Origin of the sequence: Flavobacterium calami, assembly GCF_038290035.1 — a bacterium.
Classification (GTDB): Bacteria; Bacteroidota; Bacteroidia; order Flavobacteriales; family Flavobacteriaceae; genus Flavobacterium; species Flavobacterium calami.
This window is the reverse complement of the sequence record NZ_JBBYHS010000003.1, coordinates 171636-190986: the sequence shown is the minus strand read 5'-3', so window position 1 is coordinate 190986 and position 19351 is coordinate 171636. Positions and strand designations below refer to the sequence as shown.

The 19351-nt window shown below is 35.7% G+C and carries 13 protein-coding genes; 4 read left to right on the top strand and 9 right to left on the bottom strand.

The genetic code is table 11. The features are described 5' to 3' along the window. The first annotated feature begins 85 nt into the window (after positions 1 to 85). Together AAEO57_RS03780 and AAEO57_RS03775 are read left to right on the top strand one after the other, a co-directional pair. On the top strand, positions 86 to 571 hold the full coding sequence (locus tag AAEO57_RS03780) for a DUF6252 domain-containing protein (RefSeq protein ID WP_341689636.1): 486 nt from the start codon (positions 86 to 88) through the stop codon (positions 569 to 571). 117 nt (positions 572 to 688) lie between these two features. Then, complete coding sequence (locus tag AAEO57_RS03775) at positions 689 to 1039, top strand: RNA recognition motif domain-containing protein (RefSeq protein ID WP_341689634.1); 351 nt, start codon at positions 689 to 691, stop codon at positions 1037 to 1039. A gap of 111 nt (positions 1040 to 1150) precedes the next feature. Here the strand turns inward: AAEO57_RS03775 and leuB are convergent, their stop codons facing one another. The 7 genes from leuB to leuC all read right to left on the bottom strand — a co-directional run bounded on the left by leuB (position 1151) and on the right by leuC (position 9291). Continuing rightward, positions 1151 to 2206, bottom strand: a complete 1056-nt coding sequence (gene leuB / locus AAEO57_RS03770; protein WP_341689632.1) for a 3-isopropylmalate dehydrogenase — start codon at positions 2204 to 2206, stop codon at positions 1151 to 1153. Between the two features lie 55 nt (positions 2207 to 2261). Next, on the bottom strand, positions 2262 to 3722 hold the full coding sequence (locus AAEO57_RS03765; RefSeq protein ID WP_341689630.1) for a DUF6770 family protein: 1461 nt from the start codon (positions 3720 to 3722) through the stop codon (positions 2262 to 2264). Positions 3723 to 3768: 46 nt separating this feature from the next. Further along, the gene (locus AAEO57_RS03760) at positions 3769 to 5061 is read right to left on the bottom strand and encodes a M48 family metalloprotease (RefSeq protein WP_341689628.1); all 1293 of its coding nucleotides are present in this window, start codon (positions 5059 to 5061) and stop codon (positions 3769 to 3771) included. A gap of 91 nt (positions 5062 to 5152) precedes the next feature. Next, positions 5153 to 6676, bottom strand: a complete 1524-nt coding sequence (locus AAEO57_RS03755) for an alpha-isopropylmalate synthase regulatory domain-containing protein (RefSeq protein ID WP_341689626.1) — start codon at positions 6674 to 6676, stop codon at positions 5153 to 5155. 125 nt (positions 6677 to 6801) lie between these two features. Next, positions 6802 to 7398, bottom strand: coding sequence for a 3-isopropylmalate dehydratase small subunit (gene leuD / locus AAEO57_RS03750; protein ID WP_341689624.1), 597 nt, complete (start codon positions 7396 to 7398; stop codon positions 6802 to 6804). 57 nt (positions 7399 to 7455) lie between these two features. Beyond that, complete coding sequence (locus AAEO57_RS03745; protein ID WP_341689622.1) at positions 7456 to 7815, bottom strand: four helix bundle protein; 360 nt, start codon at positions 7813 to 7815, stop codon at positions 7456 to 7458. Between the two features lie 81 nt (positions 7816 to 7896). Next, on the bottom strand, positions 7897 to 9291 hold the full coding sequence (gene leuC, locus AAEO57_RS03740) for a 3-isopropylmalate dehydratase large subunit (RefSeq protein WP_341689620.1): 1395 nt from the start codon (positions 9289 to 9291) through the stop codon (positions 7897 to 7899). Between the two features lie 660 nt (positions 9292 to 9951). Between leuC and dnaE the strand changes: the two genes are divergently transcribed. After that, entirely contained in the window at positions 9952 to 14490 is a 4539-nt protein-coding gene (dnaE, locus tag AAEO57_RS03735) for a DNA polymerase III subunit alpha (RefSeq protein WP_341689618.1), read from the top strand. A 176-nt stretch (positions 14491 to 14666) separates the two neighbouring features. Further along, positions 14667 to 15617, top strand: coding sequence for an outer membrane beta-barrel protein (locus AAEO57_RS03730; protein ID WP_341689616.1), 951 nt, complete (start codon positions 14667 to 14669; stop codon positions 15615 to 15617). A 170-nt stretch (positions 15618 to 15787) separates the two neighbouring features. On the opposite strand, the gene AAEO57_RS03725 is transcribed toward AAEO57_RS03730, so the two are convergent. Together AAEO57_RS03725 and AAEO57_RS03720 are read right to left on the bottom strand one after the other, a co-directional pair. Next, positions 15788 to 16780: a Gfo/Idh/MocA family protein gene (locus tag AAEO57_RS03725; protein WP_341689614.1), complete on the bottom strand. Its 993-nt coding sequence runs from the start codon at positions 16778 to 16780 to the stop codon at positions 15788 to 15790. A 237-nt stretch (positions 16781 to 17017) separates the two neighbouring features. Next, positions 17018 to 19126: a prolyl oligopeptidase family serine peptidase gene (locus AAEO57_RS03720; protein WP_341689612.1), complete on the bottom strand. Its 2109-nt coding sequence runs from the start codon at positions 19124 to 19126 to the stop codon at positions 17018 to 17020. Between the last annotated feature and the right edge of the window lie 225 nt (positions 19127 to 19351).

Here is a 19351-nt window from a genome sequence, read left to right as displayed (position 1 = left end):
TTAAAAAACAGATAGGCCGGATTTGGCTATTTATGTTCTGATTACACTTTTTTGCTAAGCTTTTTTTGATAAATACCACAACAATATGAAAAAATGGATTTTTTTGCTTTGTCTGACGGGAATGCTTCCATCATGTACCACAGAGGATGTTAAGTTCAATAATACAGCATTTCAGACTTTAAAAAATGATGTTTTCTGGAGCGCCCAGAGTTATCAGGCTTATTTAAGCCAGAATGGACATGTAATTATTGAAGGCTCTTTAGGATTTGAAAAAATAACCTTGGAAACAGCATCTTCTACAGAACAAACTTTCACCCTTGGCACTGATGATATTTCTAAAGCATATTTTGAAGACAGTTCATCAGAAAATCAAGCTTTATTTTATACCGAAAGAAATAAAGGAACCGGACAAATTGTGATTACAGAGTTTAATTCTGAAAATCAGACAATCTCAGGAACGTTTAAATTTACTGCTGTAAACAAAGAGGAAACTGATGCTGAAAATCCTAAAATTAGTTTTACAGAAGGGGTTTTTTACAAAGTTCCATTAATATCTGACGAAGTGTTTTAAGTTTAAGTTTTATTTTGATTTGTTCCTAAAATCAAAATAAAAACATAAATAAACTAATATATAGTAGATTAGAGAAAAATAAGACTACATTTGTTTCGTTATTATAAATAAGTATATATGAATATTTTTGTTGGAAGCCTTCCATTCAGTATTGAGGAAGCAGATTTAAGAGAGTCTTTTGAGGTTTACGGAGCAGTAGATTCTGTTAAAATTATTACTGATAAATTTACTGGAAGAAGCAAAGGTTTTGGTTTTGTAGAAATGCCAAACGATGCGGAAGCTCAAAAAGCAATTGATGAATTGAATGGTGCAACTGTTCAGGGTCGTGCAATTGTTGTTAATAAATCTGAGCCAAAACCGGAAGGTGAAAGAAGAAGTTTCAATAACAACCGTGGAGGAGATTCACGAGGAGGTTATGGAAACAGCCGCGGTGGAAATGACCGTGGAGGAAACAGAGGAGGATATTAATATTTTTTTCTAAATATATAAAAGGGATAGACAAAAGTTTATCCCTTTTTTTGTTGTTTTTGTTTCAGGTTCCAAGTTTCAGGTTTTTCCAACTTGAAACTTGAAACAAAATTATATATTCGCTGCTAACCAGTCACCTACTTCTTTAGTGCCGTATGCTTTGCCTCCATTGGCTAAGTCTTCTGTAACTACTCCGGCTTCTAAAGCTTTGTTTACAGCATCTCTCATTGCTTTTCCTTCTTCCATCAATCCGAAGTTTTCGAACATCATTGCAGCAGATAAAACAGTAGCCATTGGGTTAGCAATGTTTAATCCTGTAGCTTGTGGGTAAGAACCGTGAATAGGTTCAAACAAAGACACTTCAGCTCCCATAGATGCAGAAGGCATTAATCCCATTGAGCCTGAAATTACAGAAGCTTCATCTGTTAAGATATCTCCAAATAAGTTTTCAGTAATCAATACATCATAAGAGTTTGGCCATTGTACCAAACGCATCGCAACCGCATCCACAAATTCGTAGCTAACTTCAACCTCTGGATAATCTTTTTCCATTGCCTGAACCGTTTCTCTCCACAAACGTGAAGTTTCCAAAACGTTTGCTTTGTCCACACAACACAATTTTTTAGAACGGGTCATTGCCAATTCGAAACCTTTTTTAGCCAAACGCTGTACTTCAGCTCTGGTGTAAACGCAGTTGTCAAAAGCAGTATCTCCGTTGTCTTTTCTTCCTTTTTCTCCAAAATAAATTCCTCCAGTCAGTTCTCTTAAGAAAACTAAGTCAGTTCCTTCGATTCTTTCTCTTTTTAAAGGAGATTTGTCTAATAAAGACGGGAATGTAAAAGTGGGTCTTACATTGGCAAACAAACCTAGAGCTTTACGCATTTTTAACAAACCTTGTTCTGGTCTTACCGGAGCAGAAGGATCATTGTCGTATTTTGGGTGACCAATTGCTCCAAAAAGAACTGCATCAGCATTTTTACAAACTTCATGTGTAGAATCCGGATAAGGCTCGCCTACTGCATCAATTGCAGCAGCTCCGGTCAAAGCTGGTTTCCATGTGATTTCATGTCCAAATTTTTTTGCAACAGCATCTGATACTTTTACTGCCTGATCAATTACTTCTGGTCCGATTCCGTCTCCTGCTAAAAGGGCTATGTTAAATTTCATCTTTAATAGTTTTTATTTAGTTATTATTTGTAATTATATAATTTTTAATTGTAATTTATTCTCGTTCATAGTTTAATTTTTCCAGTCTAATTTCCATGAATTTTCCAGCTTTTTCAGGTTTTTTAAAATATTCGGCAATTCCAACATAGCCGCTTTTCGCAGGGAAAACATTTATTACGCTGTCATCATTAGTGATGGGCATTTTTTGAATTACCTGCTTCTTTGATTTGAAGTAATAATTTAAAATGTTTAATTCCAGATCTCTATCGTCATTCTTGTCAAAGAAGAAATAAGCCCTACCTGACTGGTTTGCTAAACGCTGCGCAAAGTCATATTTAGATCCTTTTGTGCGTTTTACTTCATATTCCACGGTTTTTACGGGGTTAAAATCTTTGTCCATTAAAAAAGTGTACAATTGCGTGTAGGCGCGATATTGTTGCTTTTGCCAGTATGCTTCGCCAAGTACAAAAGTAGTTCCATCTGGGTTAATACTTGTTTTTTTGAAACTTAAATAACCTTCGCCGCGAACTTTTCCGTGTTTGTTAATTTTTAAATCTGGAAATTGCTCATACTTAACATATTTGTCTCGAATAACTTTGTTGTTTTTTATGTCAATAATAGTTTGGTAAATCCCTAAAGATTCATCTGTAACGTATTCTTCTTTTGAGTTTTTTTCAAAGAATCGACCTCCGGTGTATATTTTATCATCTATAAGATAGGTGTATTCTCTCGATAAGGTATACTCACTAGATGTTGGGAAATAAAGAACTTCTTTACCGGTTTTAGAATCCAGTACCTGAATATGTAGTTGTTCCCTTTTTGACTTTTTATAGAAAAAACCTTCTAATACAATATATTTCTCATCATAATTTAGAGTGTTATAACTCATTAAATATTTTTTTAATTCCCTGCTAGCCTTATATTCCCAAATTTTTTCGTTTTTAGAATTTAGTGCATAATAGAAACTGGCTTCATTGCCAATTTTGGTGTCAGGATTAGTTTCATGAATTAAAAAACCACCTTTATTTAATGAGTAACAGAAATATCCCTTAGTATCGATTTTAGCGTATTGTTTATCAATTTCTTTTATCTCCGGATTATAGATTCCACTACTTGTAACAATATTCTTTTTTAAATCAATAACCTGATAAGTTTTAAAGAAAGGAACTTCTATGTCTAATGCTTTATAATATTCAAAAAAATCAATACGAACAAGGCCGTCTGAATAGGTTATGTCATTAAATTTTTTCTTACGTCTTGAATTAGAAGTTTTTTCAATAAATGTACCAGAGCACATTGTGTTGAAATTTTTGTCTAAAGCAATATATTTTATAGTAACATTGTTTTTTTCATCAATATTCATGGTACGTAACTCTATATAGCCAAACAGTTCAGAATCATCAAAAATAGGCTGAAATGCAAGGAACTCTCCTACGGCTGCATTTAAAACAGTATAGGACTGACCAAAGGAAAAGGAAGTTAGCAAGAATAAAAATAAAAAATATGTTTTTTTCATGATTTGTGTAGATTGTTATAATTAATTATGATTGGGGGTAGGGGCTTTAAATTTTATAATCGGATGCTAATTGCTCTAATTCAGACAACGTTAAGTTCGATACAAAGTTAAAATAATACTGCTGGCTTTTGGTTTGCTCATTAGGATTAATCAGGGGTATGTAAGAATTGATTCTCATTTCTTTTTTAGCTTTTGCAAGTGCCGCCAGATTTAAACCTATCATATCTCTTAAGAAAATGTTTTTCGGAGTCTTTTCTTTTAATATGAGGGCTTCGTAAAGGCTTTGCCCATAATTTCCAATATAATAATTACTATAAATCTGCTCATAATTTATCCTTTTTTTTAATTCGTCAAAAAAAGTTTTGTCGGTGTAATAATTTGCTTTATTGTTGGTTATCAGTTTTTTTAATTTTTCTATTCGCAATTCGCAATCAGGATGCGTTTTTAGTGAGTCAACATTCCATTTAAATACATTGTCTTTTGAATAAGAGTACTTAGAATAATCCTCCATCGCAATCCAGTCTTTAATGAATTTTTGATTTTTGGTAGTGAAGTTTTTAGGATAACTTACCCGGGGTAAACTATCTGTTTCGATATCGGTTTTAGATAAATTTCTAAGAAGGTTAAGACTTGAAGCGGTATTGTAATGAGTGTTTTTAAAATAAGAAAACCCTAATGAGTCTGCCTGAAACTCCTGAATTCGGGATTTGTGCTTTCTCGAATACATTTTGTCTTTAGCAAAAGATTCTGATTTGGCTAATTTGTTGAATTTGGATTTTTTAATATCTTTTTCCAATGCTTTAGCTTCTTTTGAGTTTTGGGCTGTAATCTCTTTCATTATACTTTCTTCCCTATGATTTAGGATATAATGTGCTATTTCATGACAAATTGTAAAACCTATTTCGGCTTCATCATTTAAATATTTGAATAATTCAAGATTAAAAATGATTGTACCGTCACCAATACTATACGCATTAGCTTCCGGATCTCTGGAAAAGTATACAGCCAATTTTTGATCTTTTAAATCAGCATTATTGCGGATAATCTCATCTAAGATTTTTTGCCCATAATTTTGAATTTTTTCATCAAAATAAAGTTCTTTTTTATTTATGGTTCTTGAAAAATCTTCAAACTGACTGCTATAAACAGCTTGAATTTCTTTGCTGATTTTTCCTGAATACTTATTTTTTATTTCTTTGATTTTTTGATCATTACGAATTTTGAATTCTTTTAGAAAAACATTTCGTTTGTCTAATGAAATAGTATCAAAAGGTGTATAAGTTTGACTAAAGCTACTGCTGAAAAATAAACTAAAAAGCATTATAATAATTGACTTCATTTGGGGTGAAATATGATATTTAGAGCGCAAAAGTAATCATAATCTTATTATATCAGGTTGCTTTTTCTGTTTAAGAATTTACACAATTAGATTAGGTAGTTATTACATTCAACATTTTCTGAGTGGCAATAATTGCAGCAACTGTCTGATCAGAATCTAATCCGCGGGTTTTAAATTCTTTTCCATTATTTACCCAGGTAATAATAGTTTCACATAAAGCGTCAGAACTACTTCCGGGTGGGATTCTTACAGCATAATCAATCAATTTTGGAAGTGTCAATTTTTTGCTTTTATAAATTTTGGTTAATGCATTCATGAAGGCATCGAACTGACCGTCTCCCTGAGCATTTTCTTCAATTATTTCTCCATTAAGATTTAAGGATAAAGTAGTTGATGGCCGCATTCCTTTAGAATGAACCAGCATATAAGATTCGATTTTGATTTTTTCTTCGTAAGTGTGGCTGTCCAAAACATCAGAAATAATATATGGAAGATCTTCCTTTGTTACAGTTTCTTTTTTGTCGCCCAATTCTATAATTCTCTGGGTAACCAATTTCAAATCCTCCTGATTTAATTGTAGTCCCAGTTCCTGAAGATTTTTTTCGATATTGGCTTTTCCTGAAGTTTTTCCAAGAGCATATTTTCTTTTTCTTCCAAAACGCTCCGGAAGAAGATCATTAAAATATAAATTGTTTTTGTTGTCTCCGTCGGCATGAATTCCAGCTGTTTGCGTAAAAACGTTATCTCCTACAATCGGCTTGTTGGCAGGAATTCTGTATCCAGTAAATGTTTCAACCAATTTACTGACAGAGTATAAAGAAGTTTCTTTGATATTGATGCTAACTTCCGGAAGATAATCATTGATTACGGCAACAGTGCTTTCAAGAGGTGCATTTCCGGCACGTTCTCCCATTCCGTTTACCGTTACGTGAAGTCCGTTAATTCCGGCTTTTATGGCTTCCATAACATTGGCAACGCTTAAATCGTAATCGTTGTGTGCATGGAAATCAAAGTGAATTTGTGGGTATTTTGTTCTGATTTTTGAAATAAATTCAAAAGTTAGAGACGGAATTAAAACGCCTAAAGTATCAGGAAGCAAAACCCTTTTAATTGGCTGGGTTGCTAAAAAATCAAGGAAATCAAAAACATATTCAGGAGAATTTCGCATTCCGTTACTCCAGTCTTCCAGATACACATTGGTTTCAATATTGTTTCCTTTTGCTAAAGCAATAATTTGGGCAATTTCAGAAAAATGCTGTTCCGGAGTTTTTTTCAATTGATGTGTTAAGTGATTCATTGAACCTTTGGTCAATAAATTCTGTACTTTGGCACCTGCTTTTTTCATCCAGTCGATTGAAACACCGCCGTCAACAAACGTAAGAACTTCAATTCTGTCAATATAGCCGCGTTCCTCAGCCCAGGAAGTAATGCCTTTTACGGCCTGAAATTCTCCTTCGCTCACACGTGCCGAAGCAATTTCGATTCTATCAATATTTAATTCCTCCAACAACAATTGTGCAATGGTCAGTTTTTCTGCAGCAGAAAATGATACTCCAGAGGTTTGTTCACCATCACGGAGCGTCGTATCCATTATTTCAATTTTTCTTTTTTCCATTAAATATGAGATGACTTTTTATGATTTAATAATTATTGAATCGAATTTCTTAAAATTGTAAAAAGCAGTTACGAAGTCCAACTATAGGGTTGAAACTTGCGTAACTGCGTTTGAGTTGGTTGTGTTTAGTAAGGAAGTTTATCGGCAAAAGCCTTAATATCTTCCTTGATATTTTGTAAATAATCAATGTCGTCAAAACCATTCATCATGTTATTCTTTTTGTATCCGTTGATAGCAAAAGATTCTTGCTGTCCAGTTGACAATAAAGTAATAGTTTGATCTGGAAGATTGATTTCTAATTCTGTTTTAGGATCAGCTTCAATTGCTTTGAAAATATTTTCCAAAAACTCTGGACTGATTTGTACCGGTAAAACACCAATGTTTAAACAGTTTCCTTTGAAGATATCAGCAAAGAAAGAAGAAACCACAGCTCTAAAACCGTAATCGTAAACTGCCCAAGCAGCATGCTCTCTTGAAGATCCAGAACCGAAGTTTTTTCCTCCAACAAGAATTTTTCCGCTGTAAGTTGGGTTATTCAAAACGAAATCTGCTTTTGGAGTATCGTCTCCGTTGTATCTCCAGTCTCTAAAAAGATTGTCTCCAAAACCTTCACGTTTTGTAGCTTTTAAGAAACGAGCGGGAATGATTTGATCTGTATCGACGTTCTCAATTGGCAGCGGCACTGCACTGCTGGTAAGTATGTTAAATTTATCGTATGCCATTTTAATTTTATTTTTTTTGCAGTCGGCTTTGAGCTTTGGGCTTTGGCAAATACTGCGTTAATTTTGTTGATTTAATTTTAGTCTTAATTGATAAATCTGTTTTCTAATTTGAATCACTTTGCTTTCTAAAGTCTGATGAAACTCAGGTTTTAAATATTTCAAGTCAGAAGTAAGTAATAATAAATATTCTACTTCTGAGCAGGAAGCAATTGCAATATTCAAATATCTTGCAAATTCTTTTTCAGAATTAGATCCACAACCTTCGGCGAAATTTGTTGGAATAGAAGAAACTGCTCTTCTAAATTGACTTGTTAATCCAAATAATTCTTCTTTTGGAAATTCTTTCGTTACCTGATAAACTTCGAGGTTAAACAAATGACTTTCTTGCCAAACATTGTATTTTCTAAAATCTCTCATTTTTTGGCTGTCAGCTATCTGCAGCGGGCTTTGAGCGTTGAACTTTCAGCTGATTGCCTACTGCTCAAAGCTTATGGCTTCCTAGAATAATTCCCTTGGATCTGTTAGTTTTCCTGTAACAGCAGCTGCGGCAGCCATAATCGGACTTGCTAAAAGTGTTCTTGAACCAGGACCCTGACGACCTTCAAAGTTTCTGTTTGATGTACTTACTGCATATTTTCCGGCAGGTACTTTATCATCGTTCATCGCCAAACAAGCAGAACAACCCGGCTGACGTAATACGAAACCAGCTTCAGTCAAAATATCTAAAATTCCTTCTTCCTTAATTTGCGCTTCAACAACGTGAGATCCAGGAACCAGCCAAGCTGTAACATTATCAGCTTTTTTTCTTCCTTTTACAATTTCAGCGAAAGCTCTAAAATCTTCAATACGTCCGTTTGTACAACTTCCTAAGAAAACGTAATCGATTTGTTTTCCAATCATTACATCGTCTTCGTTGAAACCCATGTAAGCCAAAGATTTTTTGTAAGTTTCCTCACCGCCTTCAACTTCTTTAGCGTTCGGAATATGTTTTGTGATGCCAATTCCCATTCCCGGGTTAGTACCATAAGTAATCATTGGTTCTATATCAGCAGCGTTGATGTTTAATTCAGCATCAAACACAGCATCAGCATCCGTTTTTAAAGTTTTCCAGTATTCAACAGCTTTTGTCCAGGCTTCTCCTTTTGGAGCATATAATCTTCCTTCAAGGAAATCGAAAGTAGTCTGGTCCGGAGCAATCATACCTCCACGAGCTCCCATTTCGATACTTAAATTACAAACCGTCATACGGCCTTCCATAGTCATGTTTTCAAAAACATCACCAGCGTATTCAACAAAATATCCTGTTCCTCCGGAAGTAGTTAACTGAGCAATAATATAAAGCGCAACGTCTTTTGGCCCAACACCTTTGCTTAGTTGTCCGTTTACGTTAATACGCATTTTCTTTGGTTTAGGCTGCATAATACATTGAGTAGAAAGCACCATTTCCACCTCAGAGGTTCCGATACCAAAAGCAATCGCTCCAAAGGCACCGTGAGTAGACGTATGTGAATCTCCACATACAATAGTAGCGCCTGGCAAAGTAATTCCGTTTTCAGGACCCACTACGTGTACAATTCCGTTTTTTTGGTGACCTAATCCCCAGTGCGAAATTCCGTATTCGTTTGCGTTATCTTCAAGAGCTTTTAGCTGATTTGCTGATAAAGCATCCGCTACCGGTAGATGTTGGTTTATAGTTGGGGTATTGTGGTCTGCAGTTGCAAAAGTACGCTCTGGGTATAAAACCTTAACGCCTCTTGATTTTAATCCTAAAAAAGCAACAGGACTCGTAACTTCATGAATGAAATGGCGATCAATAAAAAACACATCTGGTCCATCTTCAATTTTACGCACAACATGTGAATCCCATACTTTGTCAAATAATGTCTTACTCATTTTTTATTTTTTTTAAATTGTAATTTCTATAATCACAGCATTCCTGTTCATATAATAGCAAAACAAAAGTAGAAAAAGATAAAAAAGCGTCAATTTCAATATTTCATTATATACGATGCCCAAACTAAAAACAAATTGCGAATGCGCTTTTGGACATTCAATTTTGACTAATAATGAAACGGTAACCGATTTTAAAATCCTTTTTCTGCTTAAATTTTAATTAATTGGTTTTAATTTTAATAGTTTGCAAATTTATCTCAAAAACCCTATAAAATATAGTGTTTAATTTAAAAAAATGTAACAAATCAAATAAAAATAGTAATAATTGTTAGTTTTGGAATCTTTGTAAAAAGAATGCTTTTTTGATTTTTGAAAGCTTTTAAAGGAGTTTTCAGGTCGTTATTTAGATTCAATAAACAATCAAAATACTACGACATCCAAGAAGTATATTTTAATGAAATTTTATGAAATTTTAGAGAAATTCTGATGAATAAATAAGAATCTCTTTTACTTGAAATTTCCATTTTCTTTCTCCAAAAAAAGCGTAAATTTGAACTTCCTCCAAAATTTACAGGGCAGTTTTTTATACTCCATATAATCAGGTGTTTATATTGGAAAAGTTTTGGAATTTGGAGTTTTTAATTTTTGTATTTTCACTCTATGTATTTAATATTCGATACCGAAACCACCGGATTACCAAAACGCTGGGATGCCCCGATAACCGATTCTGATAACTGGCCTCGCTGTATACAAATCGCTTGGCAGCTTCATGACGAAATGGGACAGCTTATTGAGCATCAGGATTATTTGGTAAAACCAGAAGGATTTAATATTCCGTATGATGCCGAACGTATTCACGGAATTTCGACTGAATTGGCTGAAGCCGATGGAATCACGCTGGCCGAAGTTTTAGAGAAATTCAATATTGCTTTAAGCAAAACCAAATTTATCGTTGGTCAGAATTTAGGTTTCGACGTTAATATTATGGGAGCCGAATTCCATAGAATGGGAGTGGAGTCTCAAATGAGTTCAATGCCCGTTTTGGATACTTGTACCGAAGTTACCGCTTCATTATTACAGCTTCCGGGAGGTCGTGGAGGAAAATTTAAATTGCCGACTCTGACCGAATTACACAGCTATCTTTTCGACCAGCCATTCGCGGAAGCACACAATGCAACTGCCGACGTTGAGGCAACTACGCGTTGTTTCTTGGAATTGGTAAGAAGAGAGGTTTTTACCAAAGAAGAACTGGATGTTCCGAAAGAATATTTCAAAGAATTTCAAGAAAGAAATCCAGAGCCTTTTAAATTAATTGGTTTAAAACACATTAATTTAAAAGCGGCTTCTGATAAAATCAGAGAACAGCTTAAAGCTTTAGCAGGAGATGACAAACAAAATGTTGTTTCAGAAGAAGATAAAGCCGATTTTAAAGCAGCCAAATTTGCGCATTTGCACAATCATACACAGTTTTCGGTTCTTCAATCGACTATCGGAATTGGAAATATTGTTGCAGCCGCAGCTAAAAACGGAATGCCGGCTGTTGCAATGACCGATACTGGAAACATGATGGGAGCTTTCCATTTTGTGAGCGCTGTTATGAACCACAACAAAGCGGCTTCTGGAAAAAACAAAGCATTGGTTGAAGCAGGAGAAGAACCAACAGAAACCGAAGTAAAACCAATTGTAGGCTGTGAATTTAATATCTGTGAAAATCACTTAGATAAAAGCAAAAAAGACAACGGTTATCAAGTTGTTTTAATGGCGAAAAACAAAGCCGGTTATCACAATTTGGCTAAAATGGCTTCGATTGCGTATACTGATGGATTTTATTATGTTCCGAGAATTGACAGAAATATCGTTGAGCAATACAAAGGCGATATTATGGTTTTGTCTGGGAATTTATACGGTGAAATTCCGAGTAAAATCCTGAACATCGGTGAAAACCAAGCCGAAGAAGCTTTAATTTGGTGGAAAGAACAATTTGGCGAAGATTTCTATCTGGAAGTAATGCGCCACAATCAGGAAGATGAAAATCGTGTAAATAAAACCTTGATTGAGTTTTCACAAAAACACAATGTCAAATTAATTGCAACAAATAACACCTATTATTTAAATAAAGAAGATGCCAATGCACACGACATTTTATTGTGTGTAAAAGATGGTGAAAAGCAAGCAACGCCTATTGGACGTGGACGTGGTTACCGCTACGGACTTCCAAATCAGGAATATTATTTCAAGTCGGAAGAAGAGATGAAAAAGCTCTTTGCCGATTTGCCAGAAGCGATTATTAACATTCAGGAAATTATTGATAAGGTCGAAATATATTCGCTTTATCGTGATGTATTGCTTCCGAAATTCGAAATTCCTGATGAATTTGTTGACCCTGAAGATGAAAAAGACAATGGTGTTCGTGGAGAAAATGCTTACCTGCGATATCTTACCATGGAAGGTGCCAAAAGACGTTATGGGGAAATAACCGAATCGATTCAGGAGCGTTTGGATTTTGAGTTAATGACGATTTCAAACTCTGGTTATCCAGGTTACTTTTTGATTGTACAGGACTTCATTGCCGAAGCTAGAAAAATGGACGTATCAGTAGGTCCTGGGCGTGGATCTGCAGCGGGTTCGGCCGTTGCATACTGTCTGGGAATTACCAATATTGACCCTATTAAATATGATTTGCTTTTTGAGCGTTTCCTAAATCCTGACCGTGTATCGATGCCCGATATTGATATTGACTTTGATGACGAGGGTCGTGGACGTGTAATGGATTATGTAATCAACAAATACGGTCAAAAACAGGTGGCGCAGATTATCACGTATGGTAAAATGGCAACCAAATCGGCAATTCGTGATACGGCGCGTGTACTGGATTTACCATTATTCGAAGCCGATAGAATTGCCAAACTGATTCCGGGAATGATGCCATCCAAATGGAATTTGGCGCGTTTTATTTCAGAAAGTGAAGAAGAAGTCAAAAAAGCACTTCGTTCGGACGAATTTGATAATGTAAAAGAATTAATCGCGATTGCCAATGAAGATGATTTGGCAGGAGAAACGATTCAACAGGCGAAAATTCTGGAAGGATCGATGCGTAACACTGGAATTCACGCTTGTGGGGTTATCATTACGCCGTCGGATATTACGAATTACGTTCCCGTAACAACTGCAAAAGATTCGGATTTATATGTAACACAATTCGATAACTCGGTTGCAGAAAGTGCCGGATTGCTTAAAATGGACTTCCTGGGTCTGAAGACCCTTACGCTGATAAAAGATACTGTAAAACTGGTAAAATACAGAACAGGAATTGATCTGGATCCCGATACATTTCCGATTGATGATGAAGAAACGTATGCGCTTTTCCAAAGAGGTGAAACCGTTGGAATCTTCCAATACGAGTCGCCTGGGATGCAGAAATACATGAAAGACCTGAAGCCAACGGTTTTTGGAGATTTAATTGCCATGAACGCCTTGTATCGTCCAGGGCCTTTGGAGTATATTCCGTCTTTCGTTCGAAGAAAAAATGGTGATGAAGAAATCAAATACGATTTAGATGCCTGTGCAGAATATTTATCTGAAACGTACGGAATTACCGTTTACCAGGAGCAGGTAATGCTTTTGTCTCAGTCTTTGGCAGGATTTACAAAGGGTGAGGCCGACGTCTTGCGTAAAGCGATGGGTAAGAAACAAAAAGACGTACTGGACAAAATGAAGCCAAAGTTTGTGGAGCAGGCTTCTGCAAAAGGTCACGATGCTAAAATTCTGGAGAAAATCTGGAAAGACTGGGAAGCTTTTGCAAGTTACGCCTTCAACAAATCGCACTCGACATGTTATGCATGGATAGCGTACCAAACGGCTTATTTAAAAGCACATTATCCTGCAGAATATATGGCAGCGGTACTTTCAAATAACATGAACGATATCAAGCAGGTTTCTTTCTTTATGGAAGAATGTAAACGTATGGGCTTGCAGGTTTTAGGGCCTTGTGTGAATGAATCGTATTATAAATTTACGGTAAATGATGAATATGCGGTTCGTTTCGGAATGGGAGCGATTAAAGGTGTTGGTTCCGGTGCCGTTGAAACGATTGTAGAAAACAGAAAAGACGGAAGATACAAATCGATTTTTGATTTAGCGAAGCGAATTGACCTTCGTGCAGCCAACAAAAAAGCGATTGAAAATTTAGCACTTGCCGGAGGATTTGATTCTTTTGAAGGAACAACAAGAGCACAATATTTCCACGATGATGGTGACGGAATTACTTTCTACGAAAAAGCAATGCGTTACGGGTCAAAATTTCAGGAAAATGAAAATTCATCTCAGGTAAGTTTATTTGGAGAAACCAGCGAAGTACAAATCGCAGAACCGGTTGTGCCTCCTTGTGAAGACTGGAGTACTATGGAAAAGCTTGCGAAAGAAAAAGAGGTTGTCGGAATCTATATTTCCGGGCATCCTCTGGATGATTTCAGGTTTGAGATGAAATACTTCTGTAACGCCCGACTCGAAGCGCTGAAAAATATGAATGATTATGTTGGCAAGAACCTTACTGTTGCCGGAATTATCAATAACGTACAGCATCGTGTGGCCAAAAACGGAAAGGGGTGGGCGGCATTCAATTTAGAAGGCTATGACGAAAGTTATGAGTTTAAGATTTTTGGAGAAGAATACCTAAAATTTCGACATTTTTTGATTCAGAATAATTTCGCCTTCATGAAAATTCTAATTAAGGACGGATGGGTAAATCATGATACCGGTAAAAAATCCGATCCAAGAATGCAGTTTGTAGAAGTGCGCCAACTACAGGATATTTTGGAATCCTTTGCAAAAAAACTGATTTTATTGCTGAATATTAAAGATCTTCATGCTGAGTTTATTCACAGATTAAGTCAGTTGTTTAATGCTTATAAAGGAGAGAATTCTGTAACTTTTGAAATTATGGAATTAGAAAACATAAAACGTCTGGTTGAGGTTGAAACGACAAGCGAATTTGAAGACACCGAAGATGCTGTTTTTGAGAATGATATTGATGATAATGAAGCCATTTCGGGAGAAGCTAAAATGCAGGAAGTGAAAGAGATTGAAGAAATAAAAGTGGTAACCAAACTGACGATGCCAAGCCGAAGATTAAAAGTTAAAATTTCGACTGAACTGCTGCAGGAATTAGAAAAAATGCAGATTAATTTTAAACTCAATTAAAATTTAACAGTTAAAATTTAATCAATAATGTGTTTTTTTGGTTAAAATTATGCGTGCATAGTAAATTATTTGGATATTAATTTTTAAATTGATAATTATGATAAGTTGTGTGGGAATGCTGTAATAAAAGAAATGTAATTTATTATATGTTTGTATCAAAATTAACAACAAAAATCATGAAAAAACACTTATTTCTAATAGGATTAATGGTTTGCTCCTTAACCACAATGGCGCAAACAGAAAATGCAGATAAACCTGAAAGCTGGTATTTTAAATTAGGAGGATCTTACTTCATTCAGACAGCTGCAACCGAATTTCCAATTGTAAATGGACAGGCACCTAATACAGATGTTTATGCTGCGGATGGCACTACTTTAATTTCGAGACAAACAAATCATGGTTCCTTTGGAGAAGGTTTTCGTTCTGGTTTAACTGCCGGATACCGTTTTTCAACACGTTTAGGAGTTGAAATGGGGATTAACTATTATTCCAGCGCTGATAAATTGATGGTTGAAACTACTAATCGTTTAGTGGCTACTTCGCCAACAAATATTTTTGTAACAGGAGATGCTGTTGGGAAAATCAGAGCTTGGGATTTATCACCTTCATTAGTGTTGTTTTTGGGAGAAACTAAAGGTTTTGAACCTTACACAAAAGTAGGAGTTATTGTTCCTATTCATGGAGATTTAACTATCGAAACGAATCGTGAATATTATACTGTAGCACCAACCAGAACAACAGTAGCAAAAACATATGCTGAAGATGTAGTAAAACCTAATCCAACTCTTGGTTTTATGGCAGCAATAGGAAGTTCTTATAAAATAGGTAAAAAACTGGCATTATTTGCTGAAATTGAATACAGAAACTTTACGGTTCACGGAGACACAAAAGAAACTACTGTGTTTACCGAAAATGGAGTAGATAAATTGCATACGCCATCTACTTTTAGACAGGATGCTTCGTATTCTGCAATTCATACTAATTATGTAGATAAATTAACTACAAGTTCTAATAGTAAAGTAACTAATGCAGCAGGTTTTGACAATACAAAAGCTACTGATGATATTAGTTCTTATGTTGGGATTTCTGGTGTAGGTTTGACATTTGGATTAAAATACAGCTTATAATTCCAAATTTTTATAGTTTACAAAAAAGAGGATATTCATAACGAGTATCCTCTTTTTTGCTTTTTTTTGTCATTTCGACGAAGGAGAAATCACACTAGTAATTCGACAAAGATTGGCTTCACTATGCGGAATTTCGCATGTGATTTCTCCTTCGTCGAAATGACAGAGTTTTATTTAGAATTTCTAAACTCCCTCAAAACTTCATCAATAACCCAGGTTGTTCTGGCTCCGGATGTTCCTTTTGACGGAGAAGCTCCTTCGTTTCCTAAAAGCTCCTGAATAACGGTTTCGATAAAAGGCTGTTGAATATGAAGCGGATTTTCAATCGTAAAACTTTCTTTTTCTCCATTCGCATATTCAATTTTAATGGGGTCTTCTCCAAAAGTAGAAAACGATATTTTGCCTTTATCACCTACAATTTCAGTATTGTCATAACGCTCAAAACTGGCGAAATTCCATAATCCGGAACCATGAATTCCGTTTTCGAATAAGAAAGACATCGAAACCGAATCTTCGGCAGGATAGGCGTGAAGCTGAGAAGTCGCATGCCCGCGTACGGATTTTATCGGACCTAAAACAAAATCTAAAAAGTCTAAAGTATGACAGGCCAGATCGACAAAGATTCCACCGCCTGAAAGATGTGGTAAAACCGTCCACGGGAGATTGATTTCATCATCATAACGTTCTTCAAAAGGATGGTACAAAACACAGTTTACGTGGCGTATGTTTCCTAATTTTCCCTGATCGATGAATTCCTTAATTTTTAAAAAACGAGGCAAAGATCTTCTGTAATACGCCACAAATAACGGAACATTGTGTGCTTTGCAGGCACTGATCATTTCGTTACATTCTTCAAAGGTCAGAGCCATTGGTTTTTCTACATAAACCGGTTTTCCGGCTTTGGCACACAAAATCGTATATTCTTTATGTGAAGATGGAGGCGTGGCGATATAAACGGCATCAACCTCCGGATCGTTGATTAAATCGACAGCGTTGGAGTACCATTTTGGCACATTATGGCGTTTGGCATAATCTTCGGCAAGGGCTGCGTCTCTTCGCATTACGGCAACCAAAGCCGAGTTTGGAGCTTTCTGAAACGCAGGTCCGCTTTTTACTTCGGTTACGTTTCCGCAGCCAATAATTCCCCATTTTATAATTTTCATTGTTTGTTTTTTTAAGTTATTTCAAATTTAAGTTTTATAAAAAAGTTAGCCACGAATTCACGAATTTATTTCACGCAGATTTTACAGATCTAAGCAGATTTAAATTGATTCAATTAAAAAAATCTGTGTGCATCTGCTAAAATCTATTTTAAATCTGCGTGAAATAAAAAATAAAGCCACGATATTCAGAAAAATAATTCGTGAATTCGTGGCTAAAAAAAATCTTAGATTAAAATCTTACTTTTTAGGTAAAGTTCTAAAACCCATATTGTAAAGCGTGAACGCCTGAATGTCTACGTTTTCCTGAATCGTAGCCGCAACAGATTTTCCTGCGCCATGACCTGCTTTAACGTCAATACGAATCAAAACCGGATTTTCCCCAGTTTGTTTTTCCTGCAATTCAGAGGCAAATTTGAAGCTGTGTGCCGGTACCACACGGTCATCATGATCTCCTGTAGTGACCATTGTAGCAGGATAATGTGTTCCTTTTTTAACGTTGTGGACTGGAGAATATCCTTTTAAATATTCAAACATTTCTTTGTTGTCCTGAGAAGTTCCGTAATCGTAAGCCCATCCTGCACCTGCTGTAAAGGCATTGTAACGAAGCATGTCCATAACTCCAACTGCCGGTAAAGCTACTTTCATCAAATTAGGACGCTGTGTCATAGTTGCACCAACCAATAAACCTCCGTTTGAACCTCCGCGAATCGCTAAGAAATCTGATGAAGTATATTTTTGAGCAATCAGATATTCGGCAGCAGCAATAAAATCGTCAAAAACATTTTGCTTTTGAAGTTTTGTTCCGGCATCATGCCATTTTTTTCCGTATTCACCACCGCCTCTTAAATTGGCAACAGCATAAACGCCGCCATTTTCCAGCCAAACCGCATTGGCAATACTGAAACTTGGTGTCAGACTGATATTAAATCCGCCGTAACCGTAAAGGATTGTCGGGTTTTTACCGTCTAGTTTTGTTCCTTTTTTATAGGTAATAATCATTGGAATTTTGGTTCCGTCTTTTGAAGTATAGAAAACTTGTTTAGACTCGTAATCTTCACTTTTGAAATCTACTTTTGGTTTTTGATATACTTCAGATTTACCCGATTTTGGCTCAAACGAAAAGATGCTTCCGGGAGTGGTGTAATTGGTAAAACTATAATATAATATTTTTTCAGTCTTTTTTCCGCCAAATCCTCCGGCTGTTCCAACTGCAGGAAGTTTGATCTCGCGAACTAATTTTCCGCTGTAATCGTATTGCTGTACAAATGAAACTGCGTCTTTGGTATAGTTGGCAAAGAAATATCCTGCTCCCGTTGACGGTGATAAAATATCTTTGGTTTCTTTAATGAAATCTTTCCAGTTTTCAGGCTTCGGATTGGCAACATCAACGGTTACGACACGTTTATTAGGCGCATTAAAATCGGTTTCGATGAATAATTTGCTTCCTTCGTTTTCAATGATATTGTTGTCACTGTTAAAGTTGTCCACAATCGTAACAATCGGACTGTCAGGTTTTGTTAAGTCTTTAATGTACAATTCATTTCCGTAAGTAGAATTGGCTGCGCTAATCACTAAATAATTATTGTCTTCGGTCACGGTTCCTCCAACATATCTTCTCTTTTGATCTCCGCCAAAAATGACTTTATCGTCTTTTTGGGAAGTTCCTAATTTGTGGAAATACAATTTATGCTGATCTGTTTTAGCAGATAATTCGCTTCCCTTTGGTTTGTCATAACTGGAGTAATAAAAACCTTCATTCTTATACCATGAAACACCGCTGAATTTTACATCAACCAAAGTGTCTTCCAGAACTTTTTTAGAAATTGCATCAATGATAATTACTTTTCTCCAGTCGCTTCCTCCTTCAGAAATAGCGTAAGCAGCTTTGGAACCGTCTTTAGAAAAATTCAATCCGCCAAGAGAAGTGGTTCCATCTTTAGAAAATGTATTTGGATCTAAGAAAACTTCTTCTTTGCCTTTTTCGTCTTTTCTGTAAACAACCGACTGGTTTTGTAATCCGTTATTTTTTGAATAGTAGGTAAATTTCCCTTCTGTAAACGGAGCTCCTATTTTTTCGTAATTCCACAGTTTTTCCATTCTTGCCTTTAATGCATCGCGAAACGGAATCTGATTTAAATAACCGTATGTAACCTCGTTTTGAGCCTTTACCCAGGCACCCGTTTCATTAGATTTGTCGTCTTCCAGCCAACGGTATGGGTCGCTTACCTGAGTGTTAAAATATACATCAACGGTTTCCCCTTTCTTTGTTTGCGGGTACTGAATTTTATTTTGTGCAAATGAAATTCCTGCAGTTGTCAGTGCCATTAATAAAAATGTTTTTTTCATGGTTTATTTTGTGTTTGTAACAAAAATATAAATTTTTGTTGGGAAAAATAATTTTAGGATATATAAGTCATATAAGTTTCATTCTAAGCATAATAATGTTAAATTGATGTCAGGCTGAGCGGAATCGAATCCCTTCTTTTCTACGAAAGCCTTCGACTACGCTCAGGATGACAATGATTTTAGAAAGAAAAATTCATTTCTTTTAAAACTACTTAATATGACTTA

Coding starts and splice junctions, on each gene's coding strand:
- AAEO57_RS03780 (WP_341689636.1), top strand. CDS start 86: ATGAAAAAATGGATTTTTTTGCTTTGTCTGACGGGAATGCTTCCATCA.
- AAEO57_RS03775 (WP_341689634.1), top strand. CDS start 689: ATGAATATTTTTGTTGGAAGCCTTCCATTCAGTATTGAGGAAGCAGAT.
- leuB (WP_341689632.1), bottom strand. CDS start 2,206: ATGAAATTTAACATAGCCCTTTTAGCAGGAGACGGAATCGGACCAGAA.
- AAEO57_RS03765 (WP_341689630.1), bottom strand. CDS start 3,722: ATGAAAAAAACATATTTTTTATTTTTATTCTTGCTAACTTCCTTTTCC.
- AAEO57_RS03760 (WP_341689628.1), bottom strand. CDS start 5,061: ATGAAGTCAATTATTATAATGCTTTTTAGTTTATTTTTCAGCAGTAGC.
- AAEO57_RS03755 (WP_341689626.1), bottom strand. CDS start 6,676: ATGGAAAAAAGAAAAATTGAAATAATGGATACGACGCTCCGTGATGGT.
- leuD (WP_341689624.1), bottom strand. CDS start 7,398: ATGGCATACGATAAATTTAACATACTTACCAGCAGTGCAGTGCCGCTG.
- AAEO57_RS03745 (WP_341689622.1), bottom strand. CDS start 7,815: ATGAGAGATTTTAGAAAATACAATGTTTGGCAAGAAAGTCATTTGTTT.
- leuC (WP_341689620.1), bottom strand. CDS start 9,291: ATGAGTAAGACATTATTTGACAAAGTATGGGATTCACATGTTGTGCGT.
- dnaE (WP_341689618.1), top strand. CDS start 9,952: ATGTATTTAATATTCGATACCGAAACCACCGGATTACCAAAACGCTGG.
- AAEO57_RS03730 (WP_341689616.1), top strand. CDS start 14,667: ATGAAAAAACACTTATTTCTAATAGGATTAATGGTTTGCTCCTTAACC.
- AAEO57_RS03725 (WP_341689614.1), bottom strand. CDS start 16,780: ATGAAAATTATAAAATGGGGAATTATTGGCTGCGGAAACGTAACCGAA.
- AAEO57_RS03720 (WP_341689612.1), bottom strand. CDS start 19,126: ATGAAAAAAACATTTTTATTAATGGCACTGACAACTGCAGGAATTTCA.